The organism is Veillonella fallax (genome assembly GCF_020687175.1).
GTDB classification, from domain to species: Bacteria; Bacillota; Negativicutes; order Veillonellales; family Veillonellaceae; genus Veillonella; species Veillonella fallax.
This window is the reverse complement of sequence record NZ_JAJEQD010000014.1, coordinates 34683-54844: the sequence shown is the minus strand read 5'-3', so window position 1 is coordinate 54844 and position 20162 is coordinate 34683. Positions and strand designations below refer to the sequence as shown.

The following is a 20162-nucleotide window of genomic DNA, read 5'->3' as shown; positions in this document are numbered from 1 at the left end:
GGGTGATTTGCATAACTATGACAAATTATCTTTCAATGATTGGGATTAAAGTACCAACACGTTTTGTCCTATAACCCCTATTTAAATCTACTATCTAGCCACTTGATGATGTAATGGCAAGTTACACCACCTATGATAGTGATAATAAGGGAAACAAAATAATCTATCACGAAAACACCTCCTCTCTGTTGCCAGATTAGGAGTTAGCAACGTGATAAGTATATCATAATAAAATGAACTAACGTATATTATAATAAGTTAAAAAATAGCTTATTTTTAACTGATGATATATAATAAGAAGGTATACATATAAGAAGATTTTTAGGAGGAATAGGAATGGAACAATTCCAAATGGACCTAGCTGGTCGTACGCTTACGATCGAGACTGGGGAACTTGCAAAACAAGCTGGCGGTGCCGTAATGGTTGGTTACGGTGATACTCGTGTACTCGTTACCGCTACAGGTTCTAAAGAGGCGAAGGATATCGACTTCTTCCCACTTACAGTAGACTATGAAGAAAAAATGTACGCTGTTGGTCGTTTACCAGGTGGCTTCATTAAACGTGAAGCACGTCCACCTGAATCTGCGATTTTGAATAGCCGTTTGATTGACCGTCCTATTCGTCCATTATTTGATAAAGGTGTACGTAATGAAGTACACGTAGTAGCAACTGTTATGTCCGTTGATCAAGATTGTGATCCTGCAATCTGTGGTATGATTGGCGCTTCCGCTGCTTTATCTATTTCTGATATTCCTTGGAATGGTCCTATTGCAGGCGTTCGCATGGGTCGCATCAACGGTTCTTTTGTTGTAAACCCAACAAAAGAACAATTAGAAGCAACAGATCTTAACATTGTTGTAGCTGGTACAAAAGATGCTATCCTCATGGTTGAAGGTGGTGCTCAAGAGGTTCCAGAAGAAACTATTCTTGAAGTTATCATGGCAGCTCATGAAGAAATCAAAAAAATCGTAGCTTTCCAAGAAGACATGAAAGCTAAAGTGGGCAAGGAAAAACGCGTATTCGAAAGCAAAGACGTACCTGCTGAAATCGCTGATGCAGTTCGCGCTTATGGTCATGATAAACTTGATGCAGCAGTTCGTTGTGCAGATAAACAACAACGTGATGCTCAAGAAAGTGAAGTGCGTGCCGATGTGTTAGCTCACTTTGAAGAAATCTACCCAGATAACTTGGCGGATGTAAATAAAGCATTTGATGCTATGACAAAAGAAATCGTGCGTCATATGATTACTGTTGAAAAAATTCGTCCAGATGGTCGTAAACTTGATGAAGTACGTCCTATCTCTTGCCGTACAGGTATATTACCTCGTACACATGGTTCTGGCTTATTTACACGTGGTCAAACTCAAGTATTGAACGTTGCCACTGTAGCACCATTGTCTGAAACTCAAACAATTGATGGCATTGGTTTAGAAACAGAAAAACGTTATATTCACCACTATAATTTCCCATCCTTCTCCGTAGGTGAAACTCGTTCCTCCCGTGGGCCTGGTCGTCGTGAAATTGGTCATGGTGCGTTGGCTGAACGTGCATTAGTACCTGTTATTCCTAGTGAAGAAGAATTCCCATATGCATTGCGCTTAGTATCTGAAGTGTTGGAATCTAACGGTTCTAGCTCCATGGCATCCGTATGTGGTTCCACATTATCCTTGATGGATGCTGGTGTACCTATTAAAGCTCCTGTAGCTGGTATCGCAATGGGTCTTGTAACGCAAGGTGAACACTACACAATCTTAACTGATATCCAAGGCATGGAAGATGCTCTTGGCGACATGGACTTTAAAGTGGCTGGTACAGCAAAAGGTGTAACAGCAATTCAAATGGATATCAAAATTTCCGGCTTATCCCGTGAAATTCTTCATGAAGCATTAGAACAAGCTCATAAAGGCCGCATGCATATTATGGGTATTATGCTTGATACAATTGCTGAACCACGTCAACAAATGTCTCAATACGCTCCACGTATTATTACAATGAAAATTGATCCAGATAAGATTCGTGATGTAATTGGTTCTGGCGGTAAAGTAATTCGTGGTATTATTGACGAAACAGGTGCAAAAATCGACATCGAAGATGATGGCACAGTATTCATCGCTTCTGTAGATCAAGATGGTGCTGCTAAAGCACAACAAATTATTGAAAACCTTACTAAAGAGGTTGAAGTAGGTGAAGTATACCTTGGTAAAGTAACTCGTTTGATGGCATTCGGTGCTTTTGTAGAAGTATTACCAGGTAAAGAAGGTCTTGTACACATTTCCAAACTTGCGAAAGAACGCGTTGAAAATGTAGAAGACGTAGTAAATGTAGGCGATGAGATTATGGTAAAAGTTATCGAAATCGATAAACAAGGCCGTATCAACTTATCCCGTAAAGATTGTTTAAAATAAGAGGTGTTACATGGATATTCGTGGCTTTGAAGTAGTTTCTGCTTTTGAAGAACAAGATATCAATTTACCGACACGTAAAACAACAGAAAGCGCAGGCTATGATATTGAATGCGCTGAAGCTGTTACTTTAGAACCAGGTCAAGTAGTATTAGTGCCAACAGGTATTAAAGCTTTCATGGCATACGATGAATACCTTGCCATTCACATTCGTTCTAGTATGGCCATTAAACGCCATCTAGCACTTGTAAATAGCACAGGCATTATCGACAGCGATTACTATAATAATGAGGACAATGAAGGTCATATCATGATCGCTTTACTCAATTATGGTAAAGAAACAGTTTCCCTTGAAAAAGGTGAACGCGTAGCGCAAGGCATCTTCTCAAAATACCTTATCACTAACGATGACGATGCTACAGGCATTCGTACAGGTGGTATTGGTAGCACTGGTGCTATGTAAACAACATACAATTCTAAATAGAATGGTGAAAGCCGCTCAACTGATGTTGGGCGGCTTTTTAGTTATTGTGTTATTATTAATCTATAAAGAAGAATATAATAAATATATTTTTATAAGAGTATTAAATTATAAGATATTATATATAATAAGGAAATAAATATGAATGAAAATATCATAGAGATTTTAACAAACGCAAAAAAACAACTTGAGTATTATATTCCCAAAATTATAAGTACTAATAATTTAACCAATCATGAAGATATAAATGTCATCAATGAACAATATAGACAAGCTTTAAAAGAGATAACGATGATTTTAGATATTTATAATTCTTCAACTCCAATATCTGCTTTAGATAAATTAATTAATCAAACAAAAGACAATTTTGATATTATAATCAACAACTGTGAAGAAAATATTTCTAATAATATAGAGATTAGGGATTATGATGATTATTACTATCAGTATAAATCTATTTTTAATAATTTAGAAAGTTACCTTGAAAAACTAATAAGTATACGCTATTTATGCCGTATTGGAAATCAAAATACTGTAATTGTAGGTAAAAATGGTTCAGGTAAATCTTCATTTGCTAGTTTTATTAAGAATTCATTTAGTGATAATATTGTCGTTATACCTGCACAAAAATATTTAGTTTGTAAACCATTGCATGATTTGAACTCATTAAGTATGAATCGTGGAACTTTAGGCGAAGTTCAATATAGAAACTATATTGGTGAACTAAGAGAATCAAAATATGTAGACGATGTTTTGAACCATTTAGAATCTATTTTTTCTAAGTTAATAATTACTTTTTGTAATGAAGAAGTGAAAAAAGGATTAAATTATTATTATAAAAAATCTATTGAGGGACCAGAAAATAGTTTATTGATTCAAGTAAATAATATTTTAGCTAATATAATCCCTGGAGTTCAGGTGCAGATAAACTCTGATTATAGGTGTATTGATATTTTAAAGGATAATAATATCTATAATGTTAATGCAATGAGTGATGGTGAAAAGGTATCTTTATACTATATTTTACATGTAATTTTAGCATCAGAGAATAGTTATATTATTGTTGATGAACCTGAAATATTTTTGAATACATCTGTTGCTAATAGATTATGGAATTATTTAGAAGAAATAAGACCAGATTGTAAATTTATATATTTATCTCATAATATTGATTTTATTATGTCAAGAAAATTAGCTAAATTAATTTGGTGTGTAGAATATATATACCCTAATAATTGGGTTTTGAAAGATGTAGAATTTCAAGATAATTTACTTCCAAAAGAGCTTATAATAAGTTTATTAGGCGCTCAGAAAACAATTTTATTCTGTGAAGGAAATGTGGGTGAGGTCTCTGATTATTCATTCTATTCTGCGCTTTTTTCAGATAAAGTTTTTGTTTACCCCGTAGGAGGTCATAGGGAAGTAATTCAATATGTTAGAAAATTTAACTCAAGCTTATTGAATGGATACTATAATGCTGTAGGGATTATAGATCATGATTTTCTATCTGAAGAGACAATTGATGATTATTTAAAAGATAAAATTTTTACGCTTCCTTTTAATGAAATTGAAATGGCTTTATTATGTGATGAACTTTTAGAAAGTATAGTTAGTTTGTATGAAGACGAAATCGGTACTAAAGAAAAAATAGTAGATTTTAAAAATAAAGCATTTGACTTACTAAAATCTAATAAAGATAAAATTGTATCACAAAATGTAAAATATTATATTGAAGAACAAATCACTACTTTTAGAATTAGCGATGAAAAAGATATGGAAACTATCACAGAGGGGTTTTATAAGTGGTTTGATGAATTAAAAGAAAAAGATTTATTTAAGTTTTATGAAGATAAAATTAACTCAATTATTGATAGTAAAGATTATAATGAATTCTTAAAGATTTCTTCATTAAAGTCTCAATTAAGTAAAGGCCTTGCTAATAAAGAATTGGACTCTAATTACTTAGTTAAGGCGATTCAAAGAGTTTCTAAAGATGCTGATTTACGTAAACTTTTAATAGAAAGGTATTTTAAAGAATTCAATGAGTTAATTAGTGAAAATTAAATTTTAGTGAGTGATTAGTTTGAAAACTATTATAAATTTATACAGTTTAAACGAGCTATATTTATATATACTCACTTTTAGGATATGAGTTTATAAATAGTAATTCTACGCTAATGATTAATATATATTTAACTCTCTCTGTGGTATCATGATATGTATGAACTATAAGGAGGCTATTATGGCAATTAGCAAAGAAATACAAAAGTCCAGCGAAATGAAATTCGATGGTAAACTAATTAAAGTTACTTATGATATAGCTGATGTAAATGGTAATGAAGCGTGGCGTGAGGTTGTTCATCATCCTGGTGCTACAGCTATTGTGGTTGTTACTGAAGATAATAAGATTGTAATGGAACGCCAATTCCGTTATGCTTTGCAACAGCCTTTACTTGAAATTCCTGCAGGAAAACTTGATCCTAATGAAGAGCCTCTAAACTGTGCTAAACGTGAGTTAGCAGAGGAAACAGGGTATCGTGCGAAACAATGGATTCCATTAGGCACTATTGCAACAAGCCCAGGTTTCTGTAATGAAGTACTACATTTATATTTAGCAAAAGATCTTACTATGGGCGAAACTAATTGGGATCCAGATGAATACGTGGAACTTGAGTATTTTACTTTACCTGAATTATTAGAGGCTATCAAGGCGGAGCAAATTAAGGATAGCAAATCTTTGGCAGCGCTTATGCTTGCTATGCCGTACCTCAAATAATAGTACGTAATAGGAGGATATATGTTTAAACGAATTATCCTATTAGTTATGGACTCTGTAGGTATTGGTCATGCCGCAGATGCTGCAAAATTTGGTGATGAAGGCTCTAATACATTAGGTCATATTGAATCAACAGCAGGTAAAATTCATTGCCCAAATTTGAAATCCTTAGGACTCGGACATATTGCCGATATTGCTGATACCGGTGAAAGCATTAACGGTGCTTTTGGTCGTATGGCGGAGCTCAGCACCGGTAAAGATACGACTAGTGGCCATTGGGAAATGATGGGGCATCCTGTTACCGTTCCATTTCCAACCTTTTACGAAGGGTTTCCAAAAGAATTAATGGATACTTTCACAAAGGAAACGGGCTATGGTTATTTAGGTAATGAAGTTGCATCTGGTACAGAAATTATTGAACGTCTAGGTGCGGAGCATATTAAAACGGGAAAACCTATTGTATATACCTCGGCAGATTCGGTATTTCAAATTGCAGCCCATGAAGATGAAATCCCTTTAGATGAGCTATATCGTATATGCCAAATTACCCGTGATAAGGTTTGCGTTGGAGATTACTATGTAGGTCGTATTATCGCACGTCCATTTGTAGGTGAACTTGGTAGTTTTGTACGCACATCTAACCGTCATGACTATAGTCGCATGCCGGAGAAAAAAATGGTACAACAAGAGTTACAAGATGCGGATGTTCCAACTGTAGCAGTCGGTAAAATTGGAGATATTTATGCCCATGTTGGTTGGGATGAAAGTTATCCTACAAAATCTAATGCCCATGGCATGAATATGGTTCCCTATCTATTAGGGGCTACATTTGATTACGGTCTTATGATGGTTAATCTTGTTGAGTTTGATAGCCTTTACGGTCATCGCAGAAATGTAGAAGGCTATAAACGAGCTATTGAAGATTTTGATTACCAACTTGGTGGGCTAATACCAATGCTCAATGATGATGATTTATTGCTTATCACTGCGGACCATGGTAATGATCCAACCTGGAAGGGGACAGATCATACCCGTGAATTAGTACCTATTCTTGGATATAGTCCACGAATGAATGGGTCTATAGACCTAGGCGATAGAAAAAGCTTTGCAGATATTGGGGAAACCATATTAGAAAACTTTGAACTGAAACAATGGGGCATTGGAACATCGTTTTTAGAGAAACTTAGTAAATAATTTCTAATGTAATATATAAAAAGAAGCTTTATTATTAAGGAATAAACTATATTTTCCTATAATAAGTTCTTGCGTCACAATATCTAGTATGATATAATCATTCAGGTATAAGAAACGATTTTTAAGGAGGTGACTCAATTGCCAAACATTAAATCCAGTATTAGAAGCGTAAAAACGGATGCTGAACGTCGTGCGAAAAACGCCGCTGTGAAATCTCAAATCCGTACAGCAGCTCGTAAAACCGTTGAAGCTGTTCAAGCAGGCGCAGTAGAAGAAGCAAAACAAGCACTTGTTCATGCTACTAGCGTAATTGATAAAGCAGCCTCCAAAGGTGTACTTCATAAAAACACTGCAGCTCGCAAAAAATCCAATCTTGCAGCTAAAGTAAACGCTTTATAATTTGAGCGTCAACAACCTCTTGTTGCCTAGCGATACGGGGTTGTTTTTTTATATCTACATCTTTAAAGGGACTCTCTATTGAGAGTCCCTTTTTGCATATATAATAAGTTACCTTATGTTATAATAAAGGATAGAATTAAGTGAGGTGTCTTATGAAAAAATTAATGATTATAGATGGTAGTAGTTTGTTATTCCGTGCATTTTTTGCATTACCACCGTTGAAGTCTGCTTTAGGTACTCCAACGAATGCGGTGTACGGATTCTTAACAATGCTCATTAAATTGTATGAAGAAATCAATCCGGATTATATTGCAGTAGCTTTTGATAAAGGTCGTCAGACATTCCGTACAGAAATGTATAGCGAATATAAAGGTAATCGTCCAGATGCACCAGAGGATTTACGACCTCAATTTAGCCTTATTCAAGATGTATTAAAAGCGTTGGGCATTTGTGTTATTGAAGAAGAAGGTTTTGAAGGGGACGATATTCTAGGATCGTTGAGTAAGAAATTTGGTACACCAGAGATGGCTGTTCAAATCATTACTGGTGACCGCGATAACCTTCAACTCGTAACAGAACATAGTCATGTATTCTTAACTAAAAAAGGCATTTCTGACATGTTAGAGGTTACTCTTGATAATATGGAGGAACTCTATGGTTATGGTCCTGATAAGGTTATCGAAATGAAAGCCCTTATGGGGGACTCCTCTGATAATATTCCAGGTGTACCAGGTGTAGGTGAAAAGACGGCTCTTAAATTGATTACAGAATACGGTAATCTTGAGTCTGTATATGACCATATTGAAGATATTTCTGGTAAGAAATTAAAAGAGCGACTCGTTGAAAACAAAGACTTAGCATTCTTATCTCGTGAGTTAGCTACCATCAAAACGGACATGGACTTATCTTACAAGGTAGAAGACTTTGTACAAAATTTCCATATTTCTGAGGTACAGCCTTTATTTGAAATTCTTGGTTTTACTAAATTAACACCTAGAATTGTACAAGTAATGGGCGGAGAGGAAGCAGCTTTTGGTGATTTTGGTTCTCTCTTTGCACCACAAGAAGAAATTTCTTTAGACGATGTAGCTGATGCTAAGGCTCTAACCTCTGACTTCTATACAGATAAAATAGTAGCAGTACATGTTGTACTCGATGGCAAAACTCCATTTAGAACAATTGAGACTGCCTATCTTTCTAATGGTGATACTGTCGTTAAAACAAATGATACAAAGGCTGTTCTTGCGGTGTTACAAGGTGCTAAGGCCATTGTTACTACTCAAACAAAAGAACTAATAGAAGCATTAGGTAAAGAGTCACCAGCCGAAATTTCTTTGTTTAATAATGATAACACTGCACGTATTCATGATATGTCTCTTCTAGCATACTTGTTAGATCCTACGCGTACTAACTATGGGTATCTATATTTAACGGAACGTTTTTCTGTGCCTAGTATTGCCAGCGGTAGCGTAGATGTAGAGTGCGTATCTATGGTGAAAGCTTTACTTGCTATGAACGATGTAGCTTGTGAATTTGCTCGCCGTGAAGAGTTATGGTCTTTATATGAAACAATTGAGTTGCCATTGATTCATACATTAGTAGTAATGGAGAAAAATGGTATATATATTGATACAAATAAGCTGGCTGAAACGACAGCTCGCTTTAAAGATGAATTAGCCCAAGTACAACAAGAGATTTATGATTTGGCAGGTGAAACTTTTAACATTAACTCTCCCAAACAGCTAGGTGTTATTTTATTCGAAAAAATGAACCTACCAGTTATTAAGAAGACTAAGACTGGATATTCTACAGATGCTGAAGTACTTGATATGCTACGTAATGAGAGTCCAATCGTGGAAAAAATCTTGGCATACCGTTCTGTAGCAAAATTAGTATCTACCTATTGTGAAGGCTTGGCAGTTCTTATTAATGATAAGACTAAGCGTATTCATACAACGTTCAATCAAATGGTTACGGCTACAGGACGTCTCAGTTCCTCTGATCCTAACTTACAAAATATTCCTGTTCGTACAGAAAAAGGCCGTGAAATTCGTGCTTTATTCTATCCAGGTGCAGGGTATGACACATTAGTGAGTGCCGATTATTCTCAAATTGAGTTACGTATTTTAGCGCATCTTTCTGGCGATGAAGCTTTGATTAAAGCATTCGTTGATGGTAAGGATATTCACCGTTTTACTGCGGCAGAGGTACTAGGTAAAGCCCAAGAGGATGTCACAAGCGAAGAGCGTTCTCATGCAAAGGCCATTAACTTCGGTATTATTTATGGTATTTCTGACTTTGGCTTATCTCGCGACCTTGGTATCACACGAGGTGAAGCTAAAAACTATATTGATTTATACTTTAGCCGTTATCCTAAGGTTAAAGAGTACATGGATCGTATGGTTCAGGAGGCCCATGAAACTGGTAAGGTTCGCACTATGTTCGGCCGTCAACGCGAACTTCCTGATATTAATAGCCGCAACTTTAACCGTCGTTCCTTTGCTGAACGTACGGCGATGAATACACCAATTCAAGGTACTGCTGCAGATATTATCAAGTTAGCAATGAACCAAGTTGAGCAAAAGTTAGAGGAAGGAAACTTCAAATCTCGACTTTTATTACAAGTACATGACGAACTTGTATTAGAAGTAGTAAATGAAGAATTAGAAGCAGTTGAAGAAGTATTGCGTTCTACAATGCAATCTGTAGTAGAATTACATGTTCCTCTTATTGTAGATGTGCATCATGCTGAGAACTGGGCATTGGTAAAATAGTTTAGTTAATAGTATTACGTGTTAGAAGGTATATATGTTTAAAATAGGCTTAACTGGTGGTATTGCATCAGGCAAGAGTACAGTCCTTACCTATTTTAAGGACAAAGGGATACCCTATATCGATGCTGACATTGTAGCTCGTGAAGTAGTGGAGCCAGGTACTGAAGGCTTAAAAGCCATTGTAGATACCTTTGGTTCTCATGTTTTACATGATGATGGCACACTCAATCGTGAAGCGCTTGGTGCTATAGTCTTTCACAATGAAGAAAAACGACAATTATTAAATAGCTGTCTAAAAACACATATACGCAATCGTATTATGGAATTGACAGCTCAATATGAACAAGGAAATACACCGGTTTTAATCTATGATATTCCATTACTCATCGAAGGGGAATGGTATACCATGATGGATGAGGTGTGGCTCGTATATGTGAATGAAACGACTCAAATTGAACGCTTAATGAGTCGTAATGGATATACGCGAGAGGATGCCCTTGCTCGTATTAATAGTCAAATGCGGCTTGATGATAAACGTGCCAATGCAGATATTATCATTGATAATAATAGTACGCCTCATGATTTGATAGTACAGTTGGATACTATTTGGAATGAGCGTATAGAGACAGTTTTACAAGAATCAAAATAATTGCCTATTGTGTACTAAAATTGGTATATAAAAATTAGTATTAAATGGTATAATAAGCCCATAAAATTTTATATAATAGTAACCTAATATTTGGTGGATTAGTATATTGTATCGATATTAAAATCGGATAAAGATTATGTAAGGAAAGGGGGATATATGAAACGTGCAACGGCAACGGCGCTATCGTGCGTCGTACTTGGGTGGTTTTATTTTACTCATTTAGATGATCCTATAGCGCGTCAAGTGGCGTACCCCTTTAACTATAGAGATGTAGTCATGGCTGCAGCTGAAAAGGAACAAGTACCCCCCTCCTTGGTGGCTAGTGTTATCTTAGCTGAAAGTAAATATAAGAATACTGCCGAATCAGAAACAGGCGCTCTTGGATTGATGCAACTTATGCCTGATACGGCGCGCTGGGTAGCTCAACAAGTTGGGCATGGTAATTATACAGACCGTCAGTTGAAAGAGCCTGAAACTAACATTGAGTTAGGGACATGGTATCTAGGTCATTTGTTAAAAGAATTTAATGGTGATGAGGTACAAGCGTTAGCTGCGTACAATGCGGGACGTGGTCATGTTGAATCTTGGCTCAATGAGAATAAATGGAATGGCATGGTTGATACTATACCTTTTCCTGAAACGCGTAGCTATGTAAAATCTGTCTTACAGTATCAAGAAAAGTACGAGGCATTATATGGAAACGATTATTGAAGCTTGTAAAGCATTAGATTATTCATGGTTGCCTCAGCAAATTGAGGGATTTACCTTAGTGGCGTCCAATGAAGCTGATTATACGGCACTCCTTGAGCGTATTTCAGCAGGTGAAGAGGTATTAAAGGTACCTATTTTCCATTATCAAAATGATTTGGGATGGCGATGGTCTGCCTTATATGATAAAGAGGTAGAGGACTATACAGTACATATTGAAATGCCACTGTTTTCCTTTGTTGACATTTCTTTTGTACGTGCTGATTTAGAGTCTTTCTGGCAAGGATTACAAGATCGCTGTGTTAAAGGGTTAACTAATATGTTAATAGAACCAGCGAAAAACTTTACCTTTACCTATCGCCGTCGAGGCATTCCTGAATGGGATTTTTCCGAGGTTATGCCTAAAGAACTAGAAGGCTTTGTATGTGATGTTGATCCAGCTCATGCAATCCGGATGATAAATGGTTCTTTTATTATCGGTGAGTATCGTAAGATGGACGAATGTACAGGATTATTGCTATATTATAACGAATTGCGAGATGAATACTTTGCAGAGCTTCGTTATAAAAACTATCCTGAAATAGACCATCACCTAGATGCTAAAAATTTAGATGATTTAACTGCAGTTTTACGTGAACATTTGGGTCCTATATTAAAAGGATTAAATGAACGTGTTGACTAAGGATAATCATTATATATGACTATGCTATTTTTTGAGTTATTTTATATTCATATGAAATAATCTAAGTGGGAATGTTTGGTTAAAGCCCATAAGAAAGCGTAGAATTTGTATATACACAGCAAATGTGATATACTATATATGACTTTTATATAAATCTTTTAAAAGAGTGGGCTTATGTCCACTCTTTCATTTATGATTAGCCTAATTAAGGTATTTGAAAAAAAGAGATATATACAAGATGTAGTAATGAAGGAGGCGATGGCTATGAAGAGAGAAGCAGTAGAGGAATTTGTATCCTCTGTAGTTGAAGGTATTATAGCCGGCACCGAAATGGAACTAGTCGATGTAGATTACGTTCGTGAACGCGATTGGTATTTGCGTGTCTACCTTGATAAACCAGGTGGTGTAGATTTGGATGACTGTCAGATGGTTAGCGAAAAACTAAGTGCTGTCCTCGACGAAAAGGATCCAATTACGGAAAACTATTTATTGGAAGTATCTTCTCCAGGCCTAGATCGAGTTCTTAAGAAGGATAAGGACTTGATTCGCTATAATGGTCGTGATGTTGATATTCAGCTATTTAAACCGATTAATGGTAGTAAACAATTTACTGGTACATTAGAAGGTTTTACAGACACAACTATCGATTTTACTATCAATGGTGAAAGTATGACATTCGAACGGTCTGCCATTGCACAAATTCGATTACATCTTGATTTTTAATATATGGAGGCATACGAGTGAGTCAAGAATTAATTCAAGCGGTAATGGTGCTTACAAAGCAAAAAGGTTTTGCTCCTGAGGTTATTTTTGAATCCTTAGAGGCTGCATTGTTGCAAGCATATCGCAAAGAACCAACATCTAATCCAGATGCGTACGTTGTGATTGACCGTGAAACAGGCGTTTACAAAGTAATGGCTAAAAAACAAGTAGTAGAAACTGTGGAATTGCCAGAAACAGAAATTAGCTTGTTAGAAGCGCGCAAAATTGACAAACGTTTTGAAATTGGCGACGTAGTAGAAGTAGATGTTACTCCAGCTAACTTTGGCCGTAGTGCTGCCCATACTGCAAAACAAATGCTTATTCAACGTTTGAAAGAGGCTGAACGCAGCGTAGTATACGAAGAATACTATAGCCGTGAAGGCGATATTATTACTGGCGTTATTACACGTGTTGAAGGTAAAAATGTATTTATCGATTTAGGTAAAACAGAAGCAATCTTGCCTCCTACTGAGCAAATTGCTACAGAAACATATCGCGAAGGAGATCGTATTAAATGCTATATCGTAGAGGTTAAGAAAACTACGAAAGGGCCTCAAATCATGATTTCCCGCACACATCCTGGTTTATTAAAACGCCTCTTTGAGTTAGAGGTACCAGAAATTTATGAAGGTGTGGTAGAGCTTAAATCCGTAGCTCGTGAGCCAGGTATGCGTTCTAAGATTGCTGTTTATAGCCGCGATGAAAATGTTGACCCAGTAGGTGCTTGCGTAGGTCCTAAAGGTCAACGTGTACAACATATCGTTGATGAGTTACATGATGAAAAGATTGATATCGTTAAATGGGATGAAGATCCAGCAATTTATATCGCAAACTCTTTGAGTCCAGCAAAGGTTGTATCTGTTGATGTAAGTGAAGAAGAAAAATCCTCTTACGTTGTAGTTCCTGATTATCAATTATCCTTAGCAATTGGTAAAGCTGGTCAAAATGCTCGATTAGCAGCCAAATTAACTAACTGGAAAATCGATATTAAGAGTGAAACTCAAGCAGCTGAAGAACCTTTTGCGGGTTTTGGCAATGCTGAGGATGGAGAATAGTCATGAAACCGAAATCCCAACCTATGCGCACCTGTGTAGGATGTGGTGAGCCAAAGGTAAAACGTGAATTGATTCGCGTAGCCTTGAGCCCAGACGGTAACATCAGTATTGATCGCACTGGTAAAGCACCAGGACGTGGAGCCTATCTATGTGAATCCATGTCGTGCTTTGAACAAGCCTATAAGGCAAAACGATTAGAACGATCATTAAAGCATAGTGTATCGAAAGAGATATACGAAGCGTTACAACGTGATTTACAAGAGCATGAGTAATCACTGATATACATGAATGAAGATAAAATTTTGAATCTCTTAGGTTTAGCACAACGAGCAGGCAAAGTTATTTCTGGTGATTTTATCGTAGAAAAGGCTATAAAGAGAAAGGAACCAAAATTGGTACTTCTCGCTGGTGACTGTGCAACCAACAATGAAAAGAAATATACTCAATTAGCAGAGACACATCAGATTCCACTTCATAGTATTGCCAATAAAGAGGCGTTAGGAACGGCCATTGGTAAAGAAGTTAGGGTAGTAGTCGCCGTACTAGATGATGGATTTGCAAAGGCAATAGTAAAAGAGATTGATCGATAATAAGGGGGTATGTAGATGTCCAAAAAGCGCGTCCATGAAATCGCCAAAGAGTTCGGCGTAGAAAGTAAGCAGGTCATTTCTATTTTGCAACAACATAATGTAAATGTTACGAAAGCAGTTAATTCTGTAGATGATTCCGGTTATGAAATTGTAAAAAAACAATTGAGTAAGAAATCTGAAGCACCTAAAGTAGCACAAAAAACAGAACAAAAAGTAGAACAAAAATCTGCTCCAACTGCAGCTCATAAACAAGAAGCTGCACCACATAAACAACAACATCCAAATCGTTCTAACGAACAGAAAAAGGATAATCGTAAACAAGGTGGTCAAAAACAAGACGATCAATCTAAACAAAATGACCATAAAAAGGGCAATGTACGTCATGTACAAATCTCTGAACCTACACGTAAATCCGAAGGTAACCAACAATCTGGTGACCGCGCTAACAACCGCCCTAACAATAATAATCGTAATAGTGACAATCGCAATAACAATGGTCGTCCTAATGATGCGCGTAATAATGATAATCGCAATAACGACAATCGAAACAATGATAATCGCAATTCTAATAACAATGATCGTCGTAACAAGAAAAATAAAAAAGGTGGTAACAACCGTCCTCAATCCTTGTTATCTACATCTATGCAAAAGAAAAAGAATCGCGTAAAACATCGTAATGAACAGTACTTACAACAAAAAGCTGAGGCTGAACGTAAGGCTGAAGCAGCGATTGCTACGGAAATCGAATTATCCGGTCCTTTAACAGTTAAAGAATTAGCCGAAAAAATGGGCCGCGAAGTATCTGAAATCATCAAAAAGTTGATGCTTTTAGGTGTTATGGCTAGCATTAACCAAGAGGTTGACGTTGATACTGCTACAATCGTAGCTGAAGAATTTGGTGTAACTGTAACAGAAGTAGAACCTGAAGAAGATCCTACTGATATCATCGAAATTGAAGATGCACCAGAAACATTAAAACCTCGTCCTCCAGTTGTTACTATCATGGGTCACGTTGACCATGGTAAAACATCCTTGTTGGACGTAATTCGTCAAACTAATGTAACAGCTGGCGAAGCAGGTGGTATTACTCAACATATCGGTGCTTACCAAGTTCGTTATAACGACAATAAAATTACATTCCTTGATACTCCTGGCCATGAAGCGTTTACAGCTATGCGTCTTCGCGGTGCTAAATCTACAGATATCGCAGTTCTCGTTGTAGCTGCTGATGATGGTGTAATGCCTCAAACTATTGAAGCCATAAACCATGCTAAATCTGCAGATGTACCTATTATTGTTGCTATCAACAAAATGGATAAACCAGGTGCTAACCCAGACCATGTTAAACAACAATTGTCTGAACATGGCCTTTTACCAGAAGAATGGGGCGGCGATGTAATCATGGTTCCAGTTTCTGCGAAACAAAAACAAGGTATCGACGACTTGCTCGAAAATATCTTGCTCGTAGCAGAGGTTATGGAATTAAAAGCGAACCCTAACCGTAAAGCTTACGGCGTAGTTATTGAGGCTCAACTTGATAAAGGTCGTGGTGCTGTATGTACCGTATTAGTACAAAAAGGTTCCCTTCGTGTAGGTGACACTGTACTTGCTGGTACTGCTTATGGTAAAGTACGTGCTATGACAAATGAACGCGGTGAAAAGGTAAAAGTAGCTCGTCCTTCTATGCCAGTAGAAATCTTGGGCTTCTCAGAAGTTCCACAAGCTGGTGAAATCATCAATGGTATGGATGATAACGAAGCACGTGCAATCGCAGAAAAACGTATTGCTAAACAACGCGTTCAAGAATTGCAAGCTACTCACAAAGTTACATTGGATGATATCTTCAATCAAATTCAACAAGGTGAGTTAAAAGATCTTAATATCATCATTAAAGCAGACGTTCAAGGCTCTGTAGAAGCATTGCGTCAATCCTTGGAAGGCATTAAAAACCCTGAAGTACGTATCGTTATCGTTCATGCTGCAGTAGGTGCTATTAATGAATCCGATATCATGTTGGCTTCTGCATCTAATGCAATCGTTATGGGCTTCAATGTACGTCCTGATGCTAATGTACGTCGCGCTGCAGAAAATGAAAAAGTTGACCTTCGTACATATCGCGTAATCTACGATGCTATTAATGACGTTGAGTCTGCGATGCGTGGTATGTTGGCTCCTCAATTCAAAGAGGTTGTCGTTGGTCGTGCAGAGGTACGTCAAGTTATTTCTACACCAAAAGCTATCGTTGCCGGTTCTTATGTAACAGAAGGTCGTATTACTAACGATTCTGAAGTACGTTTGATCCGTGATGGTATTGTTGTATTTGAAGGTAAGGTTGACTCTTTACGTCGATTCAAAGACGAAGTAAAAGAAGTTAAAACATCCTTCGAATGTGGTATCTCCTTAGAAGGTTACCGCGACATCAAGGAAGGCGACGTAATTGAAGCGTACTTGATGGAAGAAGTTGCACCTCAAATATAGGAGGTTTATATGAGTGACGTTCGTGTCAGAAAATTACAAGAATTCATCAAACAAGAGGTAAGTCAAATGTTGATGCGTGGATTGAAAGATCCTCGCATCGGCTTTACTACTATTACCGATGTTCATGTAACCGGTGATTTACGAGAGGCTACAATTTACGTTTCCTTGTTTGGTTCCGATAAGGAAAAAGAAGATACTCTTATCGCTTTAAAGCATGCAGCAGGCCATATTCGTACTGAGCTTGGCAAAGTACTTAAGTTGCGCCATATTCCTTCTATCACATTTGATAAGGATACGTCTTTAGACTATAGCATGCATATTGAATCCCTTTTGAATGAAATTAAAAAGGACGAAGAAAAAAATTAACACAAAGGATAGAGAACATGAGTAAGATTACTATTAATCAATTACATGTGGCTCTGTGTGAAGCTAATTCTATTATGCTAACCGTCCATGTTAGACCCGATGGTGATGCTATCGGGTCCATGGTGGCCTTTTACGAAGCCCTTGTAGGGCAAGGTAAAACTGTATATATGGTAGTGGATGATGTAGTTCCTGAAAAGTACTCATTCTTACGATATACGGACCACATCCATGATGTAGCGTATTTTGAAACAAATCCTGTTGATATTGATATGCTAATGGTATTGGATGCTAGCACGTATGAGCGAATTGGCAAAGTAGGTGCACTATGGAGTGCACCTATTTTTAATATAGACCACCATATTTCTAATACAGAGTTTGCGGATCATCTATATTTAAAGCCTAATTTTGCTGCTACTGGTGAAATTATTACCTATTTATGTACAAAATGGAATTGGCCTATCACCGAGTCTATGGGCACTGCATTATATATGGCTATTGCTACAGACTGTGGCTTCTTTAAGTTCAGTAATACCACAGCCAATACTTTAGAAATGGCTGCAAAATGTGTAGCAGCTGGTGCTAGACCTAATGTTATTTCTGAAACGATTGAAGCTGTGTCTGCCAGTCGTCTTGAATTAACAAAACAAGTTATGCAAACTATCGAGTTTTACAAGAATAACACCGTGGCTACAATCGAGTTGAATCGTGAAGCCATGACAATTCTTGGGGATGATACGGATGGTTTTGTAGATATTATTAGAAACGTTGATACTGTTGATATAGCTATTTTATTAAAAGCTGAAGCTGATGATAGAACGCGGGTAAGCTTGCGTTCTAAAGGAACTGACGTGAATGCTATAGCTAGCAATTTTGGCGGTGGCGGACATATTCGAGCTTCCGGTTGTACCATTAATTTACCATTACAGGAAGCAAAACAAGCTCTTATTGAGGTGATTAAATAATGGATGGCATTTTACCATTTTTAAAACCTCCTGGAATAACAAGCCATGATGCTGTTGCCATTTGTCGCCGCATTTTAAACGAGAAGCGCATAGGACATAGTGGTACTTTAGATCCTATGGCATATGGTGTATTGCCCATATTTCTTGGTAAGGCTACGCGACTTATTGAATACACTGATGGTTTTGATAAAACCTATGTGGCAGAATGTAAATTGGGGACTTTTACAGATACTGAAGATAGTTCAGGTCAACCGGTATTGCCTGATAATGACATGGTATTGCGAGATGGCGTTCTATTAAATGAATCGTCTCAAAGTTCAGAACTTTCTGATGCTATAGTAAAACCAACTTTTGAAGAATTAGTCAATACATTGAATACGTTCTGTGGAGTTCAAAATCAGAGACCATCAAAATATTCCGCTATTAAAGTAAATGGTATTCGTGCTTATGAATATGCCCGTAAAGGTATTTCTGTAGAATTGCCATTACGGAAAATTCATATAAAAAATATTGAGCTTGTAGCGTATGGATTTCCATATTTTACAGTTCGTGTAACATGTTCTGGAGGCACTTATATTCGTTCATTATTACGTGATATATGTGTTTCATTAGGTATACCAGGAACGATGACATCTTTGGCGCGTACTCAAGTAGGGCCCTTTGATATTGGTTCTGCAAAAATGGCTGAGGAACTGATGATTCATGGTGAAAGCCTATTGTTACCAACGGATACAGCAGTTTCACATCTTTCAAAAGTAACGGTAAATAGTGTACAATTAAAGATGATGGTTCAAGGTAAACAATTATCTATTGATAGTGAATTTTCCTATACCAAACCAGATCATTATTATAGAGCCTATGGTCCTCATGGATTCATTGGTATTATGAAACGAACAAACCACACATTAAAGGTGGAAAAAAATATTTTTATTGAAGGATAAGTATGAAGCAATTACATTCGTTTGATGAACTACGTCAAATCAAAGATACAAAAGTATATGCCCTAGGTACCTTTGATGGCATTCATCGAGGTCATCAACGAGTTATACGGAAGGCTGTTGAAGAAGCTGCATCAGTTAATGGTGTTAGCATTATCATTACCTTTGAACATCATCCGTTGACAATTCTACATCCAGAACGTGTTCCGAAGAGGGTTATTCAAGAAGAGGTTATGGATACCGTTCTTGATGATTTGAATGTAGATTATATTTTGCGATTACCTATGAATGAAGAACTACTTCAAATGAGTGCTGATGAATTTTTAGATGCTCTTTGTACGGATATGAATGTTCAAGCCATCGTAATAGGTGAGAATTTTACATTCGGTGCAAAAGGATTAGGTAATCCTACATATATGAAACAAGTATTGTCTGATAAACATATACAAGTCCTAGTACAGCCTTTATTGCCTTGTGATGGTCTTAGTACACCTATTTCAAGTACTGAAATCAGAAAAGCGATTCGAGAAGGGCGATTGGAAGATGCTACTCATTGGCTAGGAAGACCATTTCAATTTAAAGGGACTGTTATTAAAGGTGATCAACGAGGACGTACATTAGGGTTTCCTACATTAAATTTATTACTTCCTAATGAAATGGCTACACCTCCAGATGGAGTGTATGCTAATCGCGTGTGTATTGATGGCATTTGGTATGATGGGGTAGGTAATATTGGGGATAATCCTACCTTTAAAAATCAGTACCATAGATGCGAAGTACATCTGTTTAACTTTGACCAAGATATATATGGAAAAACAGTTCTTGTACAATTTATTTCCTATATTAGAGGCGAAGTTAAATTTAATAACTTACAAGATCTTATTGATCAAATGAAGGTGGATGAAGAACAGGCTTTAGCTATTTTGGCTAATGCATAATAAGGGG

General features: G+C 36.8%; 19 protein-coding genes. All 19 read left to right on the top strand.

Annotated features, from left to right (window positions below):
* The first annotated feature begins 336 nt into the window (after positions 1 to 336).
* A complete protein-coding gene (locus LKD20_RS07450) occupies positions 337 to 2406 on the top strand; it encodes a polyribonucleotide nucleotidyltransferase (protein ID WP_227721334.1) in 2070 nt (689 codons plus the stop codon).
* Positions 2407 to 2416: 10 nt separating this feature from the next.
* Positions 2417 to 2866, top strand: coding sequence for a dUTP diphosphatase (gene dut / locus LKD20_RS07445; RefSeq protein WP_024066377.1), 450 nt, complete (start codon positions 2417 to 2419; stop codon positions 2864 to 2866).
* Positions 2867 to 3025: 159 nt separating this feature from the next.
* Positions 3026 to 4948, top strand: a complete 1923-nt coding sequence (locus tag LKD20_RS07440; protein ID WP_227721333.1) for an OLD family protein — start codon at positions 3026 to 3028, stop codon at positions 4946 to 4948.
* Between the two features lie 178 nt (positions 4949 to 5126).
* The gene (locus LKD20_RS07435) at positions 5127 to 5660 is read left to right on the top strand and encodes an NUDIX hydrolase (protein ID WP_227721332.1); all 534 of its coding nucleotides are present in this window, start codon (positions 5127 to 5129) and stop codon (positions 5658 to 5660) included.
* 21 nt (positions 5661 to 5681) lie between these two features.
* Positions 5682 to 6854 (top strand): phosphopentomutase, encoded by a 1173-nt coding sequence (locus LKD20_RS07430; RefSeq protein ID WP_227721331.1) that lies wholly within the window; start codon positions 5682 to 5684, stop codon positions 6852 to 6854.
* Positions 6855 to 6992: 138 nt separating this feature from the next.
* On the top strand, positions 6993 to 7253 hold the full coding sequence (gene rpsT, locus LKD20_RS07425) for a 30S ribosomal protein S20 (RefSeq protein ID WP_004692998.1): 261 nt from the start codon (positions 6993 to 6995) through the stop codon (positions 7251 to 7253).
* A 152-nt stretch (positions 7254 to 7405) separates the two neighbouring features.
* Complete coding sequence (gene polA, locus LKD20_RS07420) at positions 7406 to 10027, top strand: DNA polymerase I (protein WP_227721330.1); 2622 nt, start codon at positions 7406 to 7408, stop codon at positions 10025 to 10027.
* 34 nt (positions 10028 to 10061) lie between these two features.
* The gene (coaE, locus tag LKD20_RS07415; RefSeq protein WP_227721329.1) at positions 10062 to 10676 is read left to right on the top strand and encodes a dephospho-CoA kinase; all 615 of its coding nucleotides are present in this window, start codon (positions 10062 to 10064) and stop codon (positions 10674 to 10676) included.
* 156 nt (positions 10677 to 10832) lie between these two features.
* Entirely contained in the window at positions 10833 to 11387 is a 555-nt protein-coding gene (locus LKD20_RS07410) for a lytic transglycosylase domain-containing protein (protein ID WP_227721328.1), read from the top strand.
* Complete coding sequence (locus LKD20_RS07405; RefSeq protein WP_227721327.1) at positions 11371 to 12066, top strand: hypothetical protein; 696 nt, start codon at positions 11371 to 11373, stop codon at positions 12064 to 12066. The genes LKD20_RS07410 and LKD20_RS07405 overlap by 17 nt, the downstream gene beginning before the upstream one ends.
* Before the next feature lie 264 nt (positions 12067 to 12330).
* Complete coding sequence (rimP, locus tag LKD20_RS07400) at positions 12331 to 12789, top strand: ribosome maturation factor RimP (protein ID WP_227721326.1); 459 nt, start codon at positions 12331 to 12333, stop codon at positions 12787 to 12789.
* A gap of 17 nt (positions 12790 to 12806) precedes the next feature.
* Positions 12807 to 13883 carry a transcription termination factor NusA gene (gene nusA / locus LKD20_RS07395; RefSeq protein ID WP_105085509.1) on the top strand — a complete coding sequence of 359 codons (1077 nt, stop codon included), beginning with the start codon at positions 12807 to 12809 and terminating at the stop codon, positions 13881 to 13883.
* 2 nt (positions 13884 to 13885) lie between these two features.
* Complete coding sequence (gene rnpM / locus LKD20_RS07390; RefSeq protein ID WP_105085510.1) at positions 13886 to 14155, top strand: RNase P modulator RnpM; 270 nt, start codon at positions 13886 to 13888, stop codon at positions 14153 to 14155.
* Positions 14156 to 14167: 12 nt separating this feature from the next.
* Complete coding sequence (locus LKD20_RS07385) at positions 14168 to 14473, top strand: L7Ae/L30e/S12e/Gadd45 family ribosomal protein (protein WP_213467774.1); 306 nt, start codon at positions 14168 to 14170, stop codon at positions 14471 to 14473.
* A gap of 15 nt (positions 14474 to 14488) precedes the next feature.
* Entirely contained in the window at positions 14489 to 16951 is a 2463-nt protein-coding gene (gene infB / locus LKD20_RS07380; protein ID WP_227721325.1) for a translation initiation factor IF-2, read from the top strand.
* A 9-nt stretch (positions 16952 to 16960) separates the two neighbouring features.
* Complete coding sequence (gene rbfA, locus LKD20_RS07375) at positions 16961 to 17317, top strand: 30S ribosome-binding factor RbfA (protein ID WP_005386857.1); 357 nt, start codon at positions 16961 to 16963, stop codon at positions 17315 to 17317.
* Between the two features lie 17 nt (positions 17318 to 17334).
* Positions 17335 to 18279: a DHH family phosphoesterase gene (locus LKD20_RS07370; RefSeq protein ID WP_005386856.1), complete on the top strand. Its 945-nt coding sequence runs from the start codon at positions 17335 to 17337 to the stop codon at positions 18277 to 18279.
* Complete coding sequence (locus tag LKD20_RS07365) at positions 18279 to 19220, top strand: tRNA pseudouridine synthase B (RefSeq protein WP_227721324.1); 942 nt, start codon at positions 18279 to 18281, stop codon at positions 19218 to 19220. Before LKD20_RS07370 ends, LKD20_RS07365 begins: the two co-directional genes overlap by 1 nt.
* A gap of 2 nt (positions 19221 to 19222) precedes the next feature.
* Positions 19223 to 20155 (top strand): riboflavin biosynthesis protein RibF, encoded by a 933-nt coding sequence (gene ribF / locus LKD20_RS07360; protein WP_227721323.1) that lies wholly within the window; start codon positions 19223 to 19225, stop codon positions 20153 to 20155.
* Positions 20156 to 20162: the final 7 nt, after the last annotated feature.

Excerpts from the sequence above, each read along its gene's own strand:
- LKD20_RS07365 (WP_227721324.1), top strand. The coding sequence starts at position 18,279 with ATGGATGGCATTTTACCATTTTTAAAACCTCCTGGAATAACAAGCCAT.
- infB (WP_227721325.1), top strand. The coding sequence starts at position 14,489 with ATGTCCAAAAAGCGCGTCCATGAAATCGCCAAAGAGTTCGGCGTAGAA.
- LKD20_RS07370 (WP_005386856.1), top strand. The coding sequence starts at position 17,335 with ATGAGTAAGATTACTATTAATCAATTACATGTGGCTCTGTGTGAAGCT.
- dut (WP_024066377.1), top strand. The coding sequence starts at position 2,417 with ATGGATATTCGTGGCTTTGAAGTAGTTTCTGCTTTTGAAGAACAAGAT.
- coaE (WP_227721329.1), top strand. The coding sequence starts at position 10,062 with ATGTTTAAAATAGGCTTAACTGGTGGTATTGCATCAGGCAAGAGTACA.
- LKD20_RS07440 (WP_227721333.1), top strand. The coding sequence starts at position 3,026 with ATGAATGAAAATATCATAGAGATTTTAACAAACGCAAAAAAACAACTT.
- rbfA (WP_005386857.1), top strand. The coding sequence starts at position 16,961 with ATGAGTGACGTTCGTGTCAGAAAATTACAAGAATTCATCAAACAAGAG.
- LKD20_RS07435 (WP_227721332.1), top strand. The coding sequence starts at position 5,127 with ATGGCAATTAGCAAAGAAATACAAAAGTCCAGCGAAATGAAATTCGAT.
- LKD20_RS07385 (WP_213467774.1), top strand. The coding sequence starts at position 14,168 with ATGAATGAAGATAAAATTTTGAATCTCTTAGGTTTAGCACAACGAGCA.
- LKD20_RS07430 (WP_227721331.1), top strand. The coding sequence starts at position 5,682 with ATGTTTAAACGAATTATCCTATTAGTTATGGACTCTGTAGGTATTGGT.
- ribF (WP_227721323.1), top strand. The coding sequence starts at position 19,223 with ATGAAGCAATTACATTCGTTTGATGAACTACGTCAAATCAAAGATACA.
- LKD20_RS07410 (WP_227721328.1), top strand. The coding sequence starts at position 10,833 with ATGAAACGTGCAACGGCAACGGCGCTATCGTGCGTCGTACTTGGGTGG.
- rimP (WP_227721326.1), top strand. The coding sequence starts at position 12,331 with ATGAAGAGAGAAGCAGTAGAGGAATTTGTATCCTCTGTAGTTGAAGGT.
- LKD20_RS07450 (WP_227721334.1), top strand. The coding sequence starts at position 337 with ATGGAACAATTCCAAATGGACCTAGCTGGTCGTACGCTTACGATCGAG.
- polA (WP_227721330.1), top strand. The coding sequence starts at position 7,406 with ATGAAAAAATTAATGATTATAGATGGTAGTAGTTTGTTATTCCGTGCA.
- LKD20_RS07405 (WP_227721327.1), top strand. The coding sequence starts at position 11,371 with ATGGAAACGATTATTGAAGCTTGTAAAGCATTAGATTATTCATGGTTG.
- rnpM (WP_105085510.1), top strand. The coding sequence starts at position 13,886 with ATGAAACCGAAATCCCAACCTATGCGCACCTGTGTAGGATGTGGTGAG.